Consider the following 16,681-nt stretch of genomic DNA (forward strand, 5'->3'; position numbering starts at 1 on the left):
CTGGTCGGAGAGTTTCTTGACAAGAATTGAACAGCGCTAACACTTCCTTGAATTGTAAGGATTAGAGATAACGCCAAAGAGGCGTTGGGCAAAAGGTTAATCCGCTGGAAACGGATTCAGTCGTACGTTGCGTTATGTATTCGAGACGGCCGACTGACGCCCAAACACGAGGCAGAGGAAGCCGTGCATGGCAATCACGCAAAACAACCGTTTGGTGCAGGTCAACTGCCCCCTCGGCGGCGATGTCCTGCTGCTGCGGAGCATGGAAGGCAACGAAGAATTGGGGCGGTTGTTCCACTACGAATTGAACCTCACCTCCGAAGACCGGGCGATCACGTTCGACCATTTGCTGGGCAAGCCGATGGGCCTGACCCTGGAACTGCACGACGGCGGCAAACGCTACTTCCACGGCATTGCCTGCAGCTGTCGACAACTGACCGGCCATGGCCAGTTCGCCGGCTACCACGTCAGCCTGCGGCCCTGGTTCTGGCTGCTCACGCGCACCTCGGATTGCCGGATTTTCCAGAACAATACGGTGCCGGACATCATCAAGCAGGTGTTCCGCGACCTCGGTTTTTCCGATTTCGAAGACAGCCTGAGCGGCAGCTACCGCCAGTGGGAATATTGCGTGCAGTACCGCGAAACCAGCTTCGATTTCGTCAGCCGCTTGATGGAACAGGAAGGGATCTATTACTACTTCCGCCATGAGCAAGCGCGTCATGTACTGGTGTTGGCCGACGCCTATGGCGCCCACTCCACGGTGGCAGATTACGACTCAGTGCCGTTCTACCCACCCGATCGGCAAATGCGCGAGCGCGATCATTTCTACGATTGGCAACTGACGCGGGAAGTCCAACCCGGTTCGCTGGAGCTCAACGATTACGACTTCCAGCGCCCCCGCGCCAACCTTGAGGTGCGCTCCAGTGTGTCGCGCAGCCACAGCAACGGCGACTACCCGCTCTACGACTACCCCGGTGAATACGCACAGAGCAATGACGGCGAGCACTATGCGCGTACCCGCATCGAAGCCATCCACAGCCAGTTCGAGCGCGTACAACTGCGCGGCCGTGCCCGCGGACTGGGCTCCGGCCACCTGTTCTCGCTGACCGGCTATGAGCGCGAAGACCAGAACCGCGAATACCTGGTGGTCAGCGCGCGCTACCACATCCACCAGGAGCCCTATGAAAGTGGCACCCAGGATCTCTCCGAGCAGTTCGTGGGCGAACTCGCTTGCATGGATGCCAGCCAGGTTTTCCACCCCCTCCCCCTGACCCCCATGCCGATTGTCCGAGGGCCACAGACCGCGGTGGTGGTCGGCCCCAATGGCGAGGAGATTTGGACCGACCAGTATGGCCGGGTCAAAGTGCACTTCTACTGGGATCGCCACGACCAATCCAACGAGAACAGCTCCTGCTGGATGCGCGTCTCCCAGGCCTGGGCCGGCAAGAACTGGGGGGCGATGCAGATCCCGCGAATCGGTCAGGAAGTGATTGTCAGTTTTCTCGAAGGCGACCCGGATCGGCCGATCATCACCGGCCGCGTCTACAACGCCGAACAGACCGTGCCCTACACGCTGCCGGCCAATGCCACCCAGAGCGGCGTGAAGAGCCGTTCAAGCAAGGGCGGCTCACCGGCCAACTTCAATGAAATCCGCATGGAAGACAAGAAAGGCGCGGAGCAACTGTTTATCCACGCCGAGAAGAACCAGGACATCGAGGTCGAGAACGACGAGACCCACTGGGTCGGCCACGACCGCAGCAAGTGCATCGACAACGACGAAACCGTGCACGTCAAACACGACCGCACCGAAACCGTCGATAACAACGAGACCATCACCATTGGCGTCAACCGTACGGAACGCGTCGGCAGCAACGAGACCATCAACATTGGCAGCAACCGCACGATCAGCGTCGGCGCCAACGAAACCGCGACCGTGACCCTGCAGCGCACCCATGCGGTAGGTATCAACGAGACGATCGCCATCGGCGCAGCGCAGGAAGTTGTCATCGGTGCCTTTCAAACGGTGAATGTCGGGGCCTACCAAAACGTCAATGTGGGCCTCTACCAGTCGACCAATGTGGGCGCCAACCGCTCGGTGGACGTGGGTGCCAATCTTTCAACCACGGTAAAGGCAAACGAATCGCGCAAGGTCGGTGCAGGACGCACGACCGATATCGACAACAACGATGCGCTGACGGTGGGCAAGGACCTTGTCATCGATGCCGGTGACTCGGTGACCATCACCACCGGCAAAGCCAGCATCGTCATGAAGAAGGACGGCACCATCAGCATCCGCGGCAAGGACATCACCATAGACGGCTCTGGCGCGATCAACATCAAGGCCAACAAGAACGTGGTGATCAAAGGACGCAAGATCCTGCAAAACTAGGAGTCACGCGTATGACGGTTCAATACCCACTACCCACCCAGGCCCGCATCGATGGCGTGGTCATCGGCGTCCTGCTCGACCTGCCGCAAGCCAGTGCGCCCCTGGTGACCTACCCCGGTTGCCCCGAGGAACAGAGCATCGCCGCCCGCAGCACCACCCTGCTCGCCCCTGCAGACATCGGCACCCAGGTGGCGCTGATGTTCGAAGATGGCGACCCTTTCCGCCCGCTAGTGATCGGCCGCCTGCTTGGCCAGACCGCGGCGCCCGCACCGGTTGCCTGCGTGCAACTGGACGACCAGCGCCTGGAATTGAGTGCCGAACGCGAGATCGTGCTGCGTTGCGGCAAGGCCAGTATCACCCTGACCCGAGCGGGCAAAGTGATTATCCAGGGCGCCTACCTGTCCAGCCGCTCCAGCGGGGTCAACCGCATCAAGGGTGGTTCGGTGCAGATCAACTAGACAGGTATTCGGCCCATGGAACTGCTCAACGCCAGCAAACTGCTTGCTGCCTATACCCAGGGCATGGAGCCCGATGGCCGCGAATCCCTGGTGGTGGTGGCCAAAGGCACTTTCAATCTGCCGCTGGACGGCCGCGCGGCGACCCTCGCCGACAGCCAGCAACCGCTGCTGATGGCCGATACCTTCCTCGGCGAGCCTGGTCTCAGCGCCCCGCTGCAGGAAATGGACTTCGCCCCGATCAAGCCATTCTGCGATGTGCTGGTGCGAGGCAAGGCCTATGCCCCAGGCGGGCGGCCCGTGAGGCAACTGGCTGCGGGCATTCGCGTCGGTCAGATGAGCAAAGCCTTTTCCGTCCTCGGCCCCCGGCAGTGGCAACCGGGGCTATTGGGCGTTTCTCCCGGCTTGCCGCAGCCCTTCACCGAGCAGCACATCTCTTATGCCCAGGCCTTTGGCGGCAGTCATCCGATGGCCAAAGACTCCGAAATGCGTCACTGCTACCTGGACAATCCGACCGGTTGTGGCTGGTTCCCACGCCATATGGGTAGTGCTGATATCGGTGGCATGCCGATGCCGAACACCGAGGAATTGGGCAAGGCGATCGACAGTCCCTCTGGCGACTACCGCCCGATGGCCCTCGGCCCCATCGGCCGCAGCTGGCCGCAACGCGCCCGCTTCGCCGGTACTTACGACGATGCCTGGTTGGCCGACTGCTTTCCGTTTCTGCCGAGTGATTTCGACCGCCGCTACTTTCAGGCGGCCCCTGACGATCAGCAGATCCACTATCTGCGAGGCGGCGAGGACGTGCTGCTGCTCAACCTCACGCCCCAGGAGCGCGCGGGCTTTCGCATCCCCGAAATCGACGTGCCGGTGACCTTCTTCCTGAAAAAAGGCGGTCATGAGACTGTGCAGGCGGTGATCGACACCCTGCTGATCGACACCGACGCGCTCCAGGTGCAGCTGACCTGGCGTGTCGCCCGTCCGCTACGGCGCAACATGTTCGAGATCGCTCAGGTGCTGGTCGGCACGATGTCCACGGGCTGGTGGCGCGCCCGTGAACTGGGCAAGGATTACTACCCGTCGCTCTCCTCCCTGGTAAAAGACAAGCACACACCCGAGGAGACGGACTGATGACCGTGCTTTGCATCATCGGCTCCGGCATGGTCAGTGCTGTCGGCCTCAGCGCACCCGCGAGCTGCGCGGCGATCCGCTGCGCCATCGACAATTTCCAGGAAACCCGCTTTATCGACCAAGGCGGCGAATGGCTGATTGCCGCCAGCGTGCCTTTGGAACAGCCCTGGCGCGGCCGCACCAAGCTGATCAAGATGGCCGCCCGCGCCATCGCCGAGGCGCTGCAAAGCACCCCCAACGTCGACCCGGAAAAGACCCCGCTGCTGCTGGGGGTGGCGGAAGTCGAGCGCCCCGGCCGCCTCGATGGTCTCGATAAGGGGCTGCTGCACGCCATCGAAGCCGAACTGGGCCTGCGCTTTCATCCCGGTTCCAACGTCATTGCCCGTGGTCGGGTCAGCGCTGCCGTGGCCCTGCTGAATGCACGCACGCTGATCTACCAGGGCGGCCATCGCCATGTGCTGATTGCCGGCGTCGACTCCTTCCTCAACGGACCGACCTTGGCCGCTTTCGAAGCACGCGAACGCCTGCTCACCAGCCAGAACTCCAACGGATTTATCCCCGGCGAAGGCGCCGCCGCCGTGGTGCTGGCCGCCCCCGTTGCCAGCAAAGAGCCGCAATTGGCCTGCATCGGCCTGGGGTTCGGTATGGAGAAGGCCACGGTGGAGGCCGAAGACATTCCCCTTCGCGCCGACGGCCTGACTCAAGCCGTACGCGCCGCCCTGAGCGAAGTCGGCTGTGGTTTGGAGCAAATGGATTATCGGCTCACCGACATCTCCGGCGAGCAGTACTACTTCAAGGAAGCGTCCCTGGCCCTGAGCCGCACCCTGCGCGTGCGCAAGGAGTTCTTCCACCTCTGGCACCCCGCCGACTGCATCGGCGAAGTCGGCGCCGCCATCGGCCCGGCGATGCTCGCCGTGGCACTGGCCGCCAGCCGCAAGGGCTATGGCGAAGGCCCGAATATCTTCTGCCACTTGGGCAACGACGCCGGCGAACGCGCCGCCGCGATGCTCAGTTACCAGACTGTGAGGGCTGCGTGATGGCGAATGAGGTCTACGCCAACAATATGGAAGTTTCTTGCAAGGCGGCGGCTGGCAAGTCGATCGCCTGCTTTCCGGATGTCTGCTTCACCCCGCCCCAGGCTCCGCCCACCCCGCCCGGGGTGCCGATCCCCTACCCCAATACCGGCATGGCCAAGGACACGACCAAGGGAAGTCGGACGGTGAAGATCAGTGGTAAGGAAGTGATGCTCAAGAACAAGAGTTACTTCAAGACCAGCTATGGAGATGAAGCAGGCTGTGCGCCGAAGAAGGGTGTGATCACCGGTAAGATCAAAGGCAAGGTGTACTTCACCTCCTGGTCGATGGATGTGAAGTTCGAGGGGGAGAATGTGGTTCGGCATATGGATATGACGACCCATAACCACGCTTCCGATCCGGGTAATACTGTACCTTGGACATACTTGGACCGCATGGCGCTCGGCATGAAGACGGGCCAGTGCAACAACGAGATCGACGCTGCAAAGAAGGCCTGCGGGGACGATCTGAACCGGAAGGCGACCTGCCCGCCTGAGGGCCAGCAGGTGGCCGATGAGCGCAAGAAATTTGACAGGGAGCGCAGGGGTGGGGCGAACAAACAGACGCTGGATAATATCCGTAAAGACATTAGGCAATTAGAAAGGCGGCTGGGCGGCGCCTCGCAGAGACCCTGCCAGCGGGCAATGCGTTGCTTTCTCACCCCCTACGACAGCGGCCATTGCTGTCCCGGCCAGACGCCCGACCACCTCATCGAAGTGAAATGCATCGTCGAGGCCGGAGCGGACCGTCAGAGTGGTGGAAAAAGACCGGGCTGGGACAATTACGACTCCAACAAGGCACCCTGTCTGTGCGCCGAAGGCGAAGCGGCCACGGTTAGCACTCACGGGGTGCTCTCGGCAAGACGCAAGGTGGCGATGAAGGCCCGTGGATCTAGCGAGATGAGCCTAGATGAAGCCGCAACCATAGGTGCGAAATCAGCCTCCACCACTTTCAAGGGCTGCTCGGAAGCATGCCTCAAGGCACAACTCATGGACTACCATCAGGAGGCGCGGACCGACCCGAACGCGACCTTACGCCCTTCCTCTTACGGGATGGGGAAAACAGGCAGGGCGAAGAAAGGCGTGCTGGCGCGGTCCACCGCGTTAATGAACGGTTAGATAGGGAGATCGCCCCCCATGCCATTACAGATTCCAAGACAGATTCCTGGCATGACGCTTGTCGATGCACGGCTCGTCGCGCCCGGCAGTGGCGCCTTGATCGTCTCCGTCGATGAGCTGTTTCAACAGGACGAACCCAATGCAGTGCTCAGCTGGCTGGAGGCCGGCAAGCTAACCTCCATTCCTGTCGAGTGGAACGCCTGTTCGGTCGATATCCGCCAGATCCGTCCCTATCCACAAGCCATCTATCTGGGAGAGGCTGGGCAGCTCGTTCGGTTCGACGGCCAGAGCTTCCATGAGCTTCCGTCCATCGAGGGGGTGGAGCCGCAGGGCCCGCTACGCTCAATCAGGACCATAGGCGCGGATTTTACACTGGTGGTGGGTACGGTCCTACAGGTGTACTGCAGCCGCGACTGGACCCTCTGGGAAGCGGAAACGATTCCCTTACTACCAGGCGAACAAGCCTTGGATCTGGCCGTGGAAGCGGTGGCGGCCTTTTCCAGCGATGAGCTGTATGCCGTCGGCTGGCAAGGATTGCTCTGCCGACGAACAGCAGCCGGCTGGGAACGCCTGGACGCCCCGACCAACCTGGACCTTTTCGATCTAGTCTGCGCCGAGGATGGCTCGGTATATGCTGTGGGCGACGAGGGCGTCATTCTCAAGGGACGCGGTGATGTCTGGACCCTGATCGAGCAGGACGAAACGTGCGAGAAGCTGTGGGGTGTCGCCTCTTTCGCCGGGCGCGTGTTCGTATCCGATATGCGTCGGCTCTATGAAATCGTCGGCAATGAACTGATTCCCCTCGCGCCACCCGATGATGAGGTATTCCCCTCCTCCACTTACCGCCTGAGAACCACTGAAGAGGGGCTCTGGTCGGTCGGAGGCAAGGAATTGTTCGAGTTCGACGGCCAGCGCTGGAAACCACTGCTGAGCTTCTTCGACCAGTGAAGGAGACTTAGGGGGGAGGGACTCCCACGGTAGGCGCTCGGCAATTTTCCGCTCCTCTTCCTAAACACCTAGTGGAAATTGGAAAGGTCGTTGAAACCTAGCAACAAGGTGGTTTCAGGCAGTGGCAGTTGCCGAGGTGCACGAGAGAGTCGCTTCGCTTTGCTTTTCCGCCTGTGTTAGACCTGAAGAGATCACGTTTCTGGTGAAATACGCCGACTCCGCTATCCCAGTTTAGCCATGAAGCAGATGACCTTCGTCGGTGCTGAGTGCGCCGCCAAGCGCAAGCAGACCCGCAAGGAGTTGTTCCTGATCGAGCCGCACTACTCGACAGGTGAAGGCGGTCATCCGGGTTATCCGCTGATGGCAATGTTGCACATGCATCTTGGGCGCAGGTTATATATCCAGATAACATTTAAACGCTTTCAATTTTAAAATACGCCACTCCATAACTGAGAAGTCCCTATTGAAAATAGTCTCCTTGGTGATCGATCAACACGCCGACGAAGCCGGTTTTCTCGTCGATCTTCGTGACCATGCCGTGTGTGCCCCGCACTACAGCCTGAACGACCTGCACACCCTTGAACGGCGTATCGAGGCCCATCTCGATGGCCTAAGGGTCGCCGGTTCAGCCGGTCTGGAGACTCTGCTGCAGTTCCGGCCGAATACCCGCGCAGAAGTCTTTGCCGCCGTCGTGCTAGCCTTCGAGTCCGGCAATAGCGTCGCACTCTACAAGCTCAGTGTACATCTGCACGAATACCCCGAAGCCGAGCGCTTTTTCTCGGCCGCACTCGGTTGGCTGGAGTGGGAACTGATCTCGCCCTGGATCGACCGCATGCTCGCCTCCCCTGAACCCCTGTTCCACCGCCTCGGCCTGGCCGCCTGCGGCATGCACCGCTACGACCCTGGCCCTGCCCTGCTTACCGGACTTTCCCACGCCGACCCAAGCGTGCTGGCACGTGCCGCCCGCACTGCCGGCGAGCTGCGTCGTCGTGACCTGATGCCGACAATTCGTGCCCACCGTCTACACCCGGATCCAGCCACGCGCTTCTGGGCCAATTGGGCCACCGCACAGATGGGCGATGAGCACGCCCTGGAACCGCTGCGCCAGTTCGCCGAGCAACCGGGCGAGTTCCAGTACCGAGCGCTCTGCGTATTGCTGGCCTGGCAAAAGCGTGAAAACAGCATCGCCTGGATACGCCAATTGATAGAGAACCCTGAGCAGCAGCGCATCGGCATCCAGGTCATCGGGCTGCTGGGCGACCCGTTCAGTGTGCCCTGGTTGATCCAGCAGATGAGCGACCTGCCTCATGCCCGCGTCGCCGGCGAAGCCTTCAGTCTGATCACTGGCGCTGACCTGGCGCTGCTCGACCTGGAATTGCAGGACCTGCCGGATTTCGATGCCGGCCCGAACGACGATCCTGAGGACGCTAATGTCGCCATGGACCCCGATGAAAACCTGCCCTGGCCCGACCCACAGTTGATCGCCGCCTGGTGGCGAGCCCATGGAGGCGATTTCCAGGCGGGCATGGGCTATGTGCTGGGGCTACAGCAGAGCGAGAACAGTTACCGGCGCGTCCTTGTCCAGGGCCAGCAACGCCAGCGTATTGCGGCCGCCTTCGGCGTTGCTCGCTGGCGACCGAACGAAGTGCTGTTCCCCACCAGCGCACCCGCCTGGCGGCAAAGGATGTTGTTGGGGGAGCCGGCGCCGCCCGTTCGGCGCCTCTGAGGTTTTGCCAAAATAGAATGCAGCCCCTAAGCCAGACAGCTTGGAAATACTTAAATGGTTGGGCCTTTTCGTGCTGGCATTCATTCCGCAGTTTGTCGACCCGCACCGCGGCTCAGTGAGTATCCAGATGCAGGTGTACGGCGTGTGATTTGCTGTACTTACGGCAGCTGGATTCGCGCCCATGGGCGCTTTCGCCACTACACTTTCCGGTTTTCTACGCCAGCGGCCACGACTTGTGAATGGTCTGACGTGGGGGCAGGAATGACGTTTGTGGCATCGGGGGTATCGATCGCGGCGCTCAGCCAAAAATAGAGCAAGGGACTCGCCCCGCTGAGCACCCTACGCGCGCGCGCCTCGTATGGCTTTAATCACCCACGCCGATCGGTCGCGGCGTTTCATAATTCTTAAGGTTTGATTAAGGACTTTAAAGGTCGCCGGCGGACAGACTTTCCCTAACGATCAGGAGAGCCGCCATGAACCCGCAATCGGTGAATTCAGACCATCCATGTGAACTTGCGAGACCGCTGGGCGCCCTGTCCAGCTGGCAAGAGCGCCGCGCCAAGGAACTGATGCTGCGTGATATGGGCAGTTGCGTTCGCATCAGCGAGATTGCCGAACACTGCAACCTTTCGCGCAGCCATTTTTCCCGGGCGTTCAAAAAAAGTACCGGACACTCACCCCAAGGTTGGCTGGTGAGGATGAAAATCGAAAAAGCCAAAAGCCTGCTGATCACCTCGATGCCGATCACCGACGTCGTCTATGAATGCGGTTTCGCGGACCACTCGCATTTCACCCACACCTTTAGCCGGCTGGAAGGGATGACACCCAAGGCCTGGCGGCGGGCCGTTGATCACGTGATCACAAACCGACGTCCCAACACACCAATGATTGATCGAGACATATCCGACAGGAGAATCCCCGATAGCGTGGTCGACGGCTTGCGACAACTTCGCGCGCAGGCGCTGCACGCGTGAACTGATCGAGGCCAACAGAACGAACTCCTCCCCTTTGGCCGCTCATGCGGCCTTTTTTTATCCGACGCTGGCCGCCGCGATCGGCAGATTGAAACAGATCCTGGCGCCCTGCTCGCTGTCCTGGACCACCAGCGTCCCGCCGTGCGCACCGATCACTGACCTGCAGATGGCCAGCCCCATCCCCATGCCGCTGCCTTTGGTGGTGTAGAACGCATCGAAGATTTGCTCGCGCTGTGGTGCGTCAATTCCCGGCCCATTGTCCTGGAAGCAGACTTGAACATGATCATCCTTGACCGCTGAGCCGATGATGATGCGTCCATCTGGCAACCCGGCTCCGACGATGGCTTCCTGCGCATTGGTGATCAGGTTGAACACCACTTGCTGGATCTGCACCGCATCGACCCAAACCGGGCATTGCGCATCAAGCCGGGTTTGCAGTTGCACGTTGCGGTTCGCCAGATCGGTGGCGGTCAGGCGCACGACCTCACCAATCAACTCGTCGATCTGCACCGGTAGCCGTTGCAACGGCGCCTGTTTGGCGAGCGCGCGAAGTGCCTGGACAATATCGGCGGCGCGGGCGCTGTCTGAGCGAATGTCTTCCAGCCCCTGAATCGCCTCTTCCAGATCGGGCTGATCGCGCTTAAGCCAGCGCAGGCTCGCCGAGGCGTTAGACAAGATGCCCAGCAGCGGCTGGCTGATTTCATGGGCAATTGAAGCAGACAACTCGCCCATGACTTTAAGGTGCGAGCTACGCGCCAGTTCTGCCCGGGAACTGCGCAAGTCCGCTTCCATTTGCGCACGCAGTCGGGTGTCTTCGACCAGCTGTGCATACAGCCTGGCGGTATGCAGTGACACGGCGGCCTGAGAGGCGAGTATTTCCAGCATGGTCAGGCGCTCGGCGCTGAACAGCTTGGGGACCAGGCTGTTTTCGAGATAGACCAGACCGATCAATGTGCCTTGTCTGAGCAACGGCAGGCACAACATGGAACGCGTCTGGCGCTGTAGGAGGTCGGCGCTGTAGGCCTCGGGACAATCTGCCCGGGCATCGTCGAGCACCAGAGTGTTGCGGGTGCGCTTGCTGGCGTTGAGCACCGAGGCAGGCGCCATCTGTTCGAGCGGCTGCCCGGTGTCCAGCGCGACCCGCACGTTGCCGGCCTCGACAGAAGCGGTTGCCGCGAGTTGCAGCTCGGCGCCGCTGACAATCATCAGAACGCCATGATCGGCACCCGCCTGAATCATCAGGTGGTTCATCAGGGTTTCGACCAGTCGTTCCAGCAATACCTCTTGCGAAAGTGCGCGCGCCGCCTCGATTCCCACTTCAAGATCGAGGCGGACCTGGGTCACAGGCCGGACAGGTTCGAACGACGACTCTGCGCTCAGAAACGGGTGCAAGGCTTCCAGCTGGCGGGCCTTGCTGTTGGCCCCCCAGAGGTTGTAACAGTCGCGCGCGACGCGCAGGTGGTGATTGGCACCCGACACCAGCCCGTTAGGTAAGCAAATATCGGCTAGCTGTTCATGCGCCAGCGCCTGCTCGTGGATGAAACCGGCCGCTGCAGCAGCTATCTGGGACTGATCAAAACAGCGGATGGCAACCAGCTCCTGACCGCGTAAACGGGCGATGACCCCTTCGATCAGCAGCAATTTGTTGCGAAAGGTTGCCGGGTTGAGCTCGACCCATGACAGAAACCGCAGACGTTGCCGTTCGAGTTGTTCCAGTTTTTCGGCCACCTCCCCCGGTGCCTGCGCACTGCCCAGCGCCAGGCTGTAGAACAGGTAGTAATCGGCGAGATTGATGTGTGCCGGAATGGACCAGGTCAGCGCGGCCGCCTCTTCGAAACGCCGCAATGCGTAAGGGATATCGCCGTAGTAAAACGCGGACATGCCTGAATACAGCCACGTCCAGAACAGAGTCGGCTGTGACACGCTGGTGCGGTCGATGGGGCCGAAACGGTCATGTTCAGTGCCGTCCAGTTCGGTCAGCGGCCGGTGCTGACGCCCATCGCGCAGATCGCTGGCGTACGCCTGTTGCGCCAGCAGGATGCGTTCGATGTCGATATAGTGAAACTGACGCACCCAGGCCAGGCCATGCTCCAGTTCGCTCAACACTCGTTGTAAGGGTTCGCCCATGAACAACAGATCGGAGCCGATGTGGTTGCAGGCATAACAGGACATACCCAGGTCACCGCCGGCCTGACCGCACTCGAATGCTGCGAACGCCTTCTGTCGGGCGTACGCCATCGGTCGGGTCCACGGGCTGACTTGATCAAGCGCCACCAGCGTACCTGTGCGTCCGGCTTCGTAGCCGTGTTTGTCAGTGAGTTCAAGGGCCACTTCAGCGAAGGACTGCCCGTCCACATACTCGCCATAGCGCTCGGCAATCATCACGCCAAACCAGGCAAACCCATAACCGCTGCTCGGCGTGGTGCCATGCATCAACGTAAGTTCGACCATTTTCGCCAAATGCAGAAAACGAATGTCGTCGTTGACGAAGAACGAGGAAATCAACGTGCTGAGCAACTCCATGGCCACTTCGACAAGCGGGTCTTCGGCCTTGGGCAAATGCACCAGATCGGCGATGCGGCGCGCGCCCACGAGTGCGCGTACCTGGGCAAACACGAGGTTCAGCTGATCGTGCGAGGGCTTGCGCTGCAGGGGAATATCCAGCAGGGCCAACCCGGTCAACGCCTCGGTTATCGCACCCTCGTAATCGGAGTGCAACGTGCGCAAGGTGGCCCGTAACCGATAGGTTTTCGCGCGGTCGAGCGCTGTGGTGGCGTGATTCAGGCAGTCGTCGAGGCGGTGTTGGGCGCTGGCCAGATCGGCCAGCAGCATGTCACATTCGGCAGTCAGCCATTGGGTGGCAAACGCCTGAGTGTAAAGGCTCGACCAACCGGTCTGCCCGAGCAGACGCTCGGCCGTGCGCAGATAGCCCACGGCCTGCTCGACAGCCGCGGTGTCCCTGGCACGTTCGGCAGCTTCGACCAACAGCTCGACGAACGCGGCACGGCGATGCGCCTCCAGTTTATCCACGTCAATACGCTGAACCTGGCTGGCGACTTCAAATACACGCTCATGGATCTGCTCACCCCACTGATCAAGCATGGCGACGGCGATACGGGCATGCTCGGCGGCGCGTCCCGCTGGCGCAGCAAGCCGACAGGCTGCCTCAAGTACACGGTCGTGGGGAAACACCAGTTGCTCGCGCTCACGCAACAGAAAACCGGCATCGACCAGACTTTGCACTTCACGGTTGATCTGTTGCTGATCACACGGTAACAACCGGTGCAGCAGCGATTCATCACAGCGCCCGCCGACATATCCGGCCGTGCGCAACACTTCGCGTTCCATCGGTGCCAGCCGTTCGAATCGCTGCACCATCAAGTCCGCGACGTTATCGGCATAACGGTAACCATCCACCTCCTCCTGGTTCCAGACCCAGCGGCGACCGTGCACGTCGAAGCACACCAGACGTTCATCGATCAACGCGCGCAACACCTGGCTGATGAAAAGAGGGTTGCCGGCCGTCTTGTAGTGCACGACTGGTGCGAGCGACTCGATAGCCTCGGGGTCGGTGTCCAGTTCAGCGGCGATCAGTTCCGCGACTGCTGGCACCGATAGTGGACCCAGCATGACGCTTGTACAGGGTAACGATTGCCCATGCTCCAACACCTGCAGCAATCCACCCTCACGCTGGAGGGACTGCGATTCGGCCTCACGGTACGCCAGAATGAGCGCCAGATGCCGGGGCGGCCGGGCGATGAAGGCTTGCAAGAACGACAGCGTCGAGTCGTCGGCCCACTGCACATCATCTACGAATAGCACCAGGGGTCGTCCCGGCTGAGCGAAGACTTCCAAAACATCGAGCAGCGTTTGATTGGCGCGATCAAGCGCATGCCGGGCCGGCATGTTCGGCAGTTCAGGCGCGACACCGATGACCAGCTCGGCCTCGGGCGCCAGCTCCGCCAGGAGTTTACCCCGTCCCTTGAGGCGTTCGATCAGTTGCTCGCCCAGCGTCTCCAGTTCCAGAGCCGGCTTGCCCAGCAGTTGGGTCATCAGCGACTTGAGGATCTCTGCCAATGGCGCATAGGGAATTTCCTGCTGCAGCAGATTGCTCTTGCCGCTGGCCCAGTAGCCGGGCGCCAAGGGCCGGACACCCTGGTGGATCAGCGTCGACTTGCCGGCACCCGGCGCGCCACCGATCAGCAGGACCCGGGCGATGCCATCGCTGCGCACCTGACTTATCTGCTCGATCAACTGCATGCGTTCGGCCTCGCGGCCGAACAGAACATCACCGCGGGCCGCAGAAGGCAACGCATCGAAGGCGCCTAGCCGAAACCCATCGATGCGCTCGTGCTCCAGCCACTGCTGTTGGCACCAGGCCAGATCCGCGGCCATCGACTCTGCGCGCTGATAGCGGGCACCCGGTTCCTTCGCCAAGCCTTTGAGCAGCACTTGGCAGATGCCTTCCGGCAGATCGGCAACATGAATTGCCGGTGATTGCGGTTGCACGGCGGCGTGCACGTGCAGCCATTGCGAGGGGTCGCGGGCGGTGAGCGGCAGTCGGCCGGTCAGCGCTTGATAGAGGATTACGGTCAGGGCGTAGATATCGCTGCGCGCGTCAAAACTGGCGGCATCGCGCCGTACCTGTTCGGGCGCCAGGTACGGCCATTGTTCCAGACCGGGCAACTCAGCGGTGGGCGCCTCTGCGGCATGACTGTGAAAACCCAGGAGTCTGACCGAATCGGTGGTTTCCACCATCAAATGGTGGGGCAGCAGGCTGGCATGGCGCACACCCGCGTTCTGCGCGCTGGCCAGCGCGTTGGCCGCCGCCACGGCGATGGCCAACAAGCGCCCCAGCGGCAGCCCGGCGTCACCGATCAGATCCATCAGCGGCGTCCCCGATGCGGGATAGATCAACAAGGGCCCCTCGGCCGAGCGGATAAACGCGACAGGTGCAATCGCCCATGCCGGATCCAGGCGCAGATGAAAATCGCGCTCCAGCCGCTGGCACGTGGCGGGCAGCTGAATCGGTGCCCGGGCGGCAAGCCAGTGTGTGCCCGACGGCCGGTCCTGAAGCGTGAACCAGGTCAGGTCATTTTGCCTGCGCAGCATGGAGAAGGTGCAGCGTTCCAGCCAGGCTTCATCGTGGACGACCTCAAGACTGCGGGAACCGGATGATGAGAGAGGACGGCTGGACATGAACAATCACCGCTGAAGATTCGTTTCGGGCTGAGCCCTGGAGTATACGCAAGGCTCTGGCCCAACGGCTGCATGCCGGTAATCCTGTCCGTAATCGGCACCATGATGGCTGTCTTGCTGCCCCGTTGCCGATGGTTTTTGCGCACTGAAATCACGGTGTGTTATCCCTCGGGATAATTGCATTATGCGGGGCCGTCCCCTAGCGTGTACCTCTGATGAATCGATGCTCCGGCGTCACTCTCCATCCACGCAGTGCAGAGGAACGCATGATCCGACTCGGCCAAGCCACTATTTCCCTGGAGCGGCGCGAAGCCTTTCTTGATGGACGGCCGCTGCGTGTCGGGGGCCGGGCGTTCGAAATCCTCTCGGTGCTGATGCACGCCGATGGCCGGATTGTCAGCAAAGATGAATTGATCACACAGGTCTGGCCCGACACCGTCGTCGAGGAAAACAATCTGCAGGTGCAGATTTCCTCGCTGCGCAAGCTGCTCGGGGAAAAAGAACTTATCCAGACGGTCCCGCGCCGAGGTTACCGATTATTGAAAAAACGTGAACCGCCCCTGCCCCTGTTCCATCCGGTGGCACCGGGCCCTTTGGCGCCAGAGGATCAGGAGACGATCGATCCTGACAGCGTGCCGGTGTTCATCGTCGACGATGAAGCGAGCGTGCGTACAGCTCTCAGCCGACTGCTGCGGGCTGAAGGCATCGCGCACCGGATATTCGCCTCGGCCGAAGAATTGCTCAACGCTGACCTCGACACCGGCCCCGCTTGCCTGTTGCTTGACGTCAGTCTGCCCGAAACGACAGGCCTGGAACTTCAATCGGCGCTCGGACAGCGCGGGCATCCGTGGCCGGTCATTTTCATGACCGGTTTCGGCACCATCTCGATGTCGGTGCAGGCCATGAAAGCAGGTGCGGTCGAATTCCTGACCAAACCATTCAACGACGACCAGTTGTTGGACACCCTGCGCGCCACCCGTCAGCGTGCAGCGACGGCGTTCGAGCAATGGCAACGCATACAAAGCGCCCGTCAAAGGGCTGCCCTGTTGACCCCCCGTGAGCGCGAAGTGCTGCCGCTGATCGTCGCGGGTCTGTCCAACAAGCACATCGCCAACCAGCTGGGCACCAGTGAAGTCACCGCCAAGGTCCATCGCAAACACATCATGGAGAAAATGCAGACACGCTCGCTGGTCAATCTGGTCAAGCTGTATGGTTTGATCAGCACGGAGCCAGCGTTTGGCATGCAGGGTTCTTCATGACTACGGAGACTGGCTGCGCCCCCGAATCATCCCGTAGCGCCATGATCATCGTCTGCATCGTGGACGACGATGCGTCCGTACGCAAAAGCCTGGCCAATCTGCTCCGGTCGGCCGGATACCGTTCTCGGGTGTTCGCCTCGGGCGAGGAATTCCTGGCCCTCGAAAACTTCGATGACGTTGCCTGCCTGCTGTTGGATCTGAAAATGAACGGCCTGTCAGGGCTGGACGTCATGCGCGCGCTGACGCTCAAGGGCAGAAAGTTTCCAGTGATTTGCATGTCGGCACACTGGGATGAAGCCACACTGGCCGAATCCAGCCGCTATGAGCCCATCGAATGCTTGCGTAAACCCTTCAACGGCGATGCCTTGCTAAGCGCCGTCGAGTTTGCGCTGCAACGTGAGCGATGAAC

11 protein-coding genes and 2 pseudogenes are annotated in these 16,681 nt (G+C 61.0%); 12 read left to right on the plus strand and 1 reads right to left on the minus strand.

The window, feature by feature from the left end; all coding sequences use genetic code 11:
* Positions 1–187 precede the first annotated feature (187 nt).
* The 10 genes and pseudogenes from AC1DQM_RS05500 to AC1DQM_RS05545 all read left to right on the plus strand — a co-directional run bounded on the left by AC1DQM_RS05500 (position 188) and on the right by AC1DQM_RS05545 (position 9,814).
* Positions 188–2,389, plus strand: coding sequence for a type VI secretion system Vgr family protein (locus tag AC1DQM_RS05500; RefSeq protein WP_138867314.1), 2,202 nt, complete (start codon positions 188–190; stop codon positions 2,387–2,389).
* 11 nt (positions 2,390–2,400) lie between these two features.
* Positions 2,401–2,847 (plus strand): DUF6484 domain-containing protein, encoded by a 447-nt coding sequence (locus AC1DQM_RS05505; protein WP_028940907.1) that lies wholly within the window; start codon positions 2,401–2,403, stop codon positions 2,845–2,847.
* 15 nt (positions 2,848–2,862) lie between these two features.
* Complete coding sequence (locus AC1DQM_RS05510; protein WP_138867313.1) at positions 2,863–3,975, plus strand: DUF2169 family type VI secretion system accessory protein; 1,113 nt, start codon at positions 2,863–2,865, stop codon at positions 3,973–3,975.
* Complete coding sequence (locus AC1DQM_RS05515; protein ID WP_138867312.1) at positions 3,975–5,012, plus strand: hypothetical protein; 1,038 nt, start codon at positions 3,975–3,977, stop codon at positions 5,010–5,012. Before AC1DQM_RS05510 ends, AC1DQM_RS05515 begins: the two co-directional genes overlap by 1 nt.
* Complete coding sequence (locus AC1DQM_RS05520; RefSeq protein ID WP_138867311.1) at positions 5,012–6,166, plus strand: PAAR-like domain-containing protein; 1,155 nt, start codon at positions 5,012–5,014, stop codon at positions 6,164–6,166. Before AC1DQM_RS05515 ends, AC1DQM_RS05520 begins: the two co-directional genes overlap by 1 nt.
* Positions 6,167–6,184: 18 nt before the next feature.
* Complete coding sequence (locus AC1DQM_RS05525; protein WP_064617155.1) at positions 6,185–7,114, plus strand: beta propeller repeat protein; 930 nt, start codon at positions 6,185–6,187, stop codon at positions 7,112–7,114.
* 237 nt (positions 7,115–7,351) lie between these two features.
* Positions 7,352–7,498: pseudogene (locus AC1DQM_RS05530) on the plus strand (IS5/IS1182 family transposase); the annotation flags it as partial.
* A 79-nt stretch (positions 7,499–7,577) separates the two neighbouring features.
* Positions 7,578–8,840: a TIGR02270 family protein gene (locus AC1DQM_RS05535; protein ID WP_138867310.1), complete on the plus strand. Its 1,263-nt coding sequence runs from the start codon at positions 7,578–7,580 to the stop codon at positions 8,838–8,840.
* A 61-nt stretch (positions 8,841–8,901) separates the two neighbouring features.
* A pseudogene (locus AC1DQM_RS05540) lies at positions 8,902–9,152 on the plus strand (LysE family translocator); the annotation flags it as partial.
* 161 nt (positions 9,153–9,313) lie between these two features.
* Positions 9,314–9,814, plus strand: coding sequence for a helix-turn-helix transcriptional regulator (locus AC1DQM_RS05545; protein WP_018927751.1), 501 nt, complete (start codon positions 9,314–9,316; stop codon positions 9,812–9,814).
* Positions 9,815–9,871: 57 nt separating this feature from the next.
* Here AC1DQM_RS05545 and AC1DQM_RS05550 read toward each other — a convergent pair whose 3' ends face one another.
* Positions 9,872–14,926 carry a trifunctional serine/threonine-protein kinase/ATP-binding protein/sensor histidine kinase gene (locus tag AC1DQM_RS05550; RefSeq protein ID WP_138867682.1) on the minus strand — a complete coding sequence of 1,685 codons (5,055 nt, stop codon included), beginning with the start codon at positions 14,924–14,926 and terminating at the stop codon, positions 9,872–9,874.
* Between the two features lie 353 nt (positions 14,927–15,279).
* On the opposite strand from AC1DQM_RS05550, the gene AC1DQM_RS05555 reads away from it, so the two are divergent.
* Together AC1DQM_RS05555 and AC1DQM_RS05560 are read left to right on the plus strand one after the other, a co-directional pair.
* Positions 15,280–16,272 carry a response regulator gene (locus AC1DQM_RS05555; protein WP_018927749.1) on the plus strand — a complete coding sequence of 331 codons (993 nt, stop codon included), beginning with the start codon at positions 15,280–15,282 and terminating at the stop codon, positions 16,270–16,272.
* A gap of 41 nt (positions 16,273–16,313) precedes the next feature.
* Complete coding sequence (locus AC1DQM_RS05560) at positions 16,314–16,679, plus strand: response regulator transcription factor (RefSeq protein WP_019578533.1); 366 nt, start codon at positions 16,314–16,316, stop codon at positions 16,677–16,679.
* The last annotated feature ends 2 nt before the right edge of the window (positions 16,680–16,681 follow it).

It is taken from the genome of Pseudomonas sp. 01L34 (genome assembly GCF_056400265.1).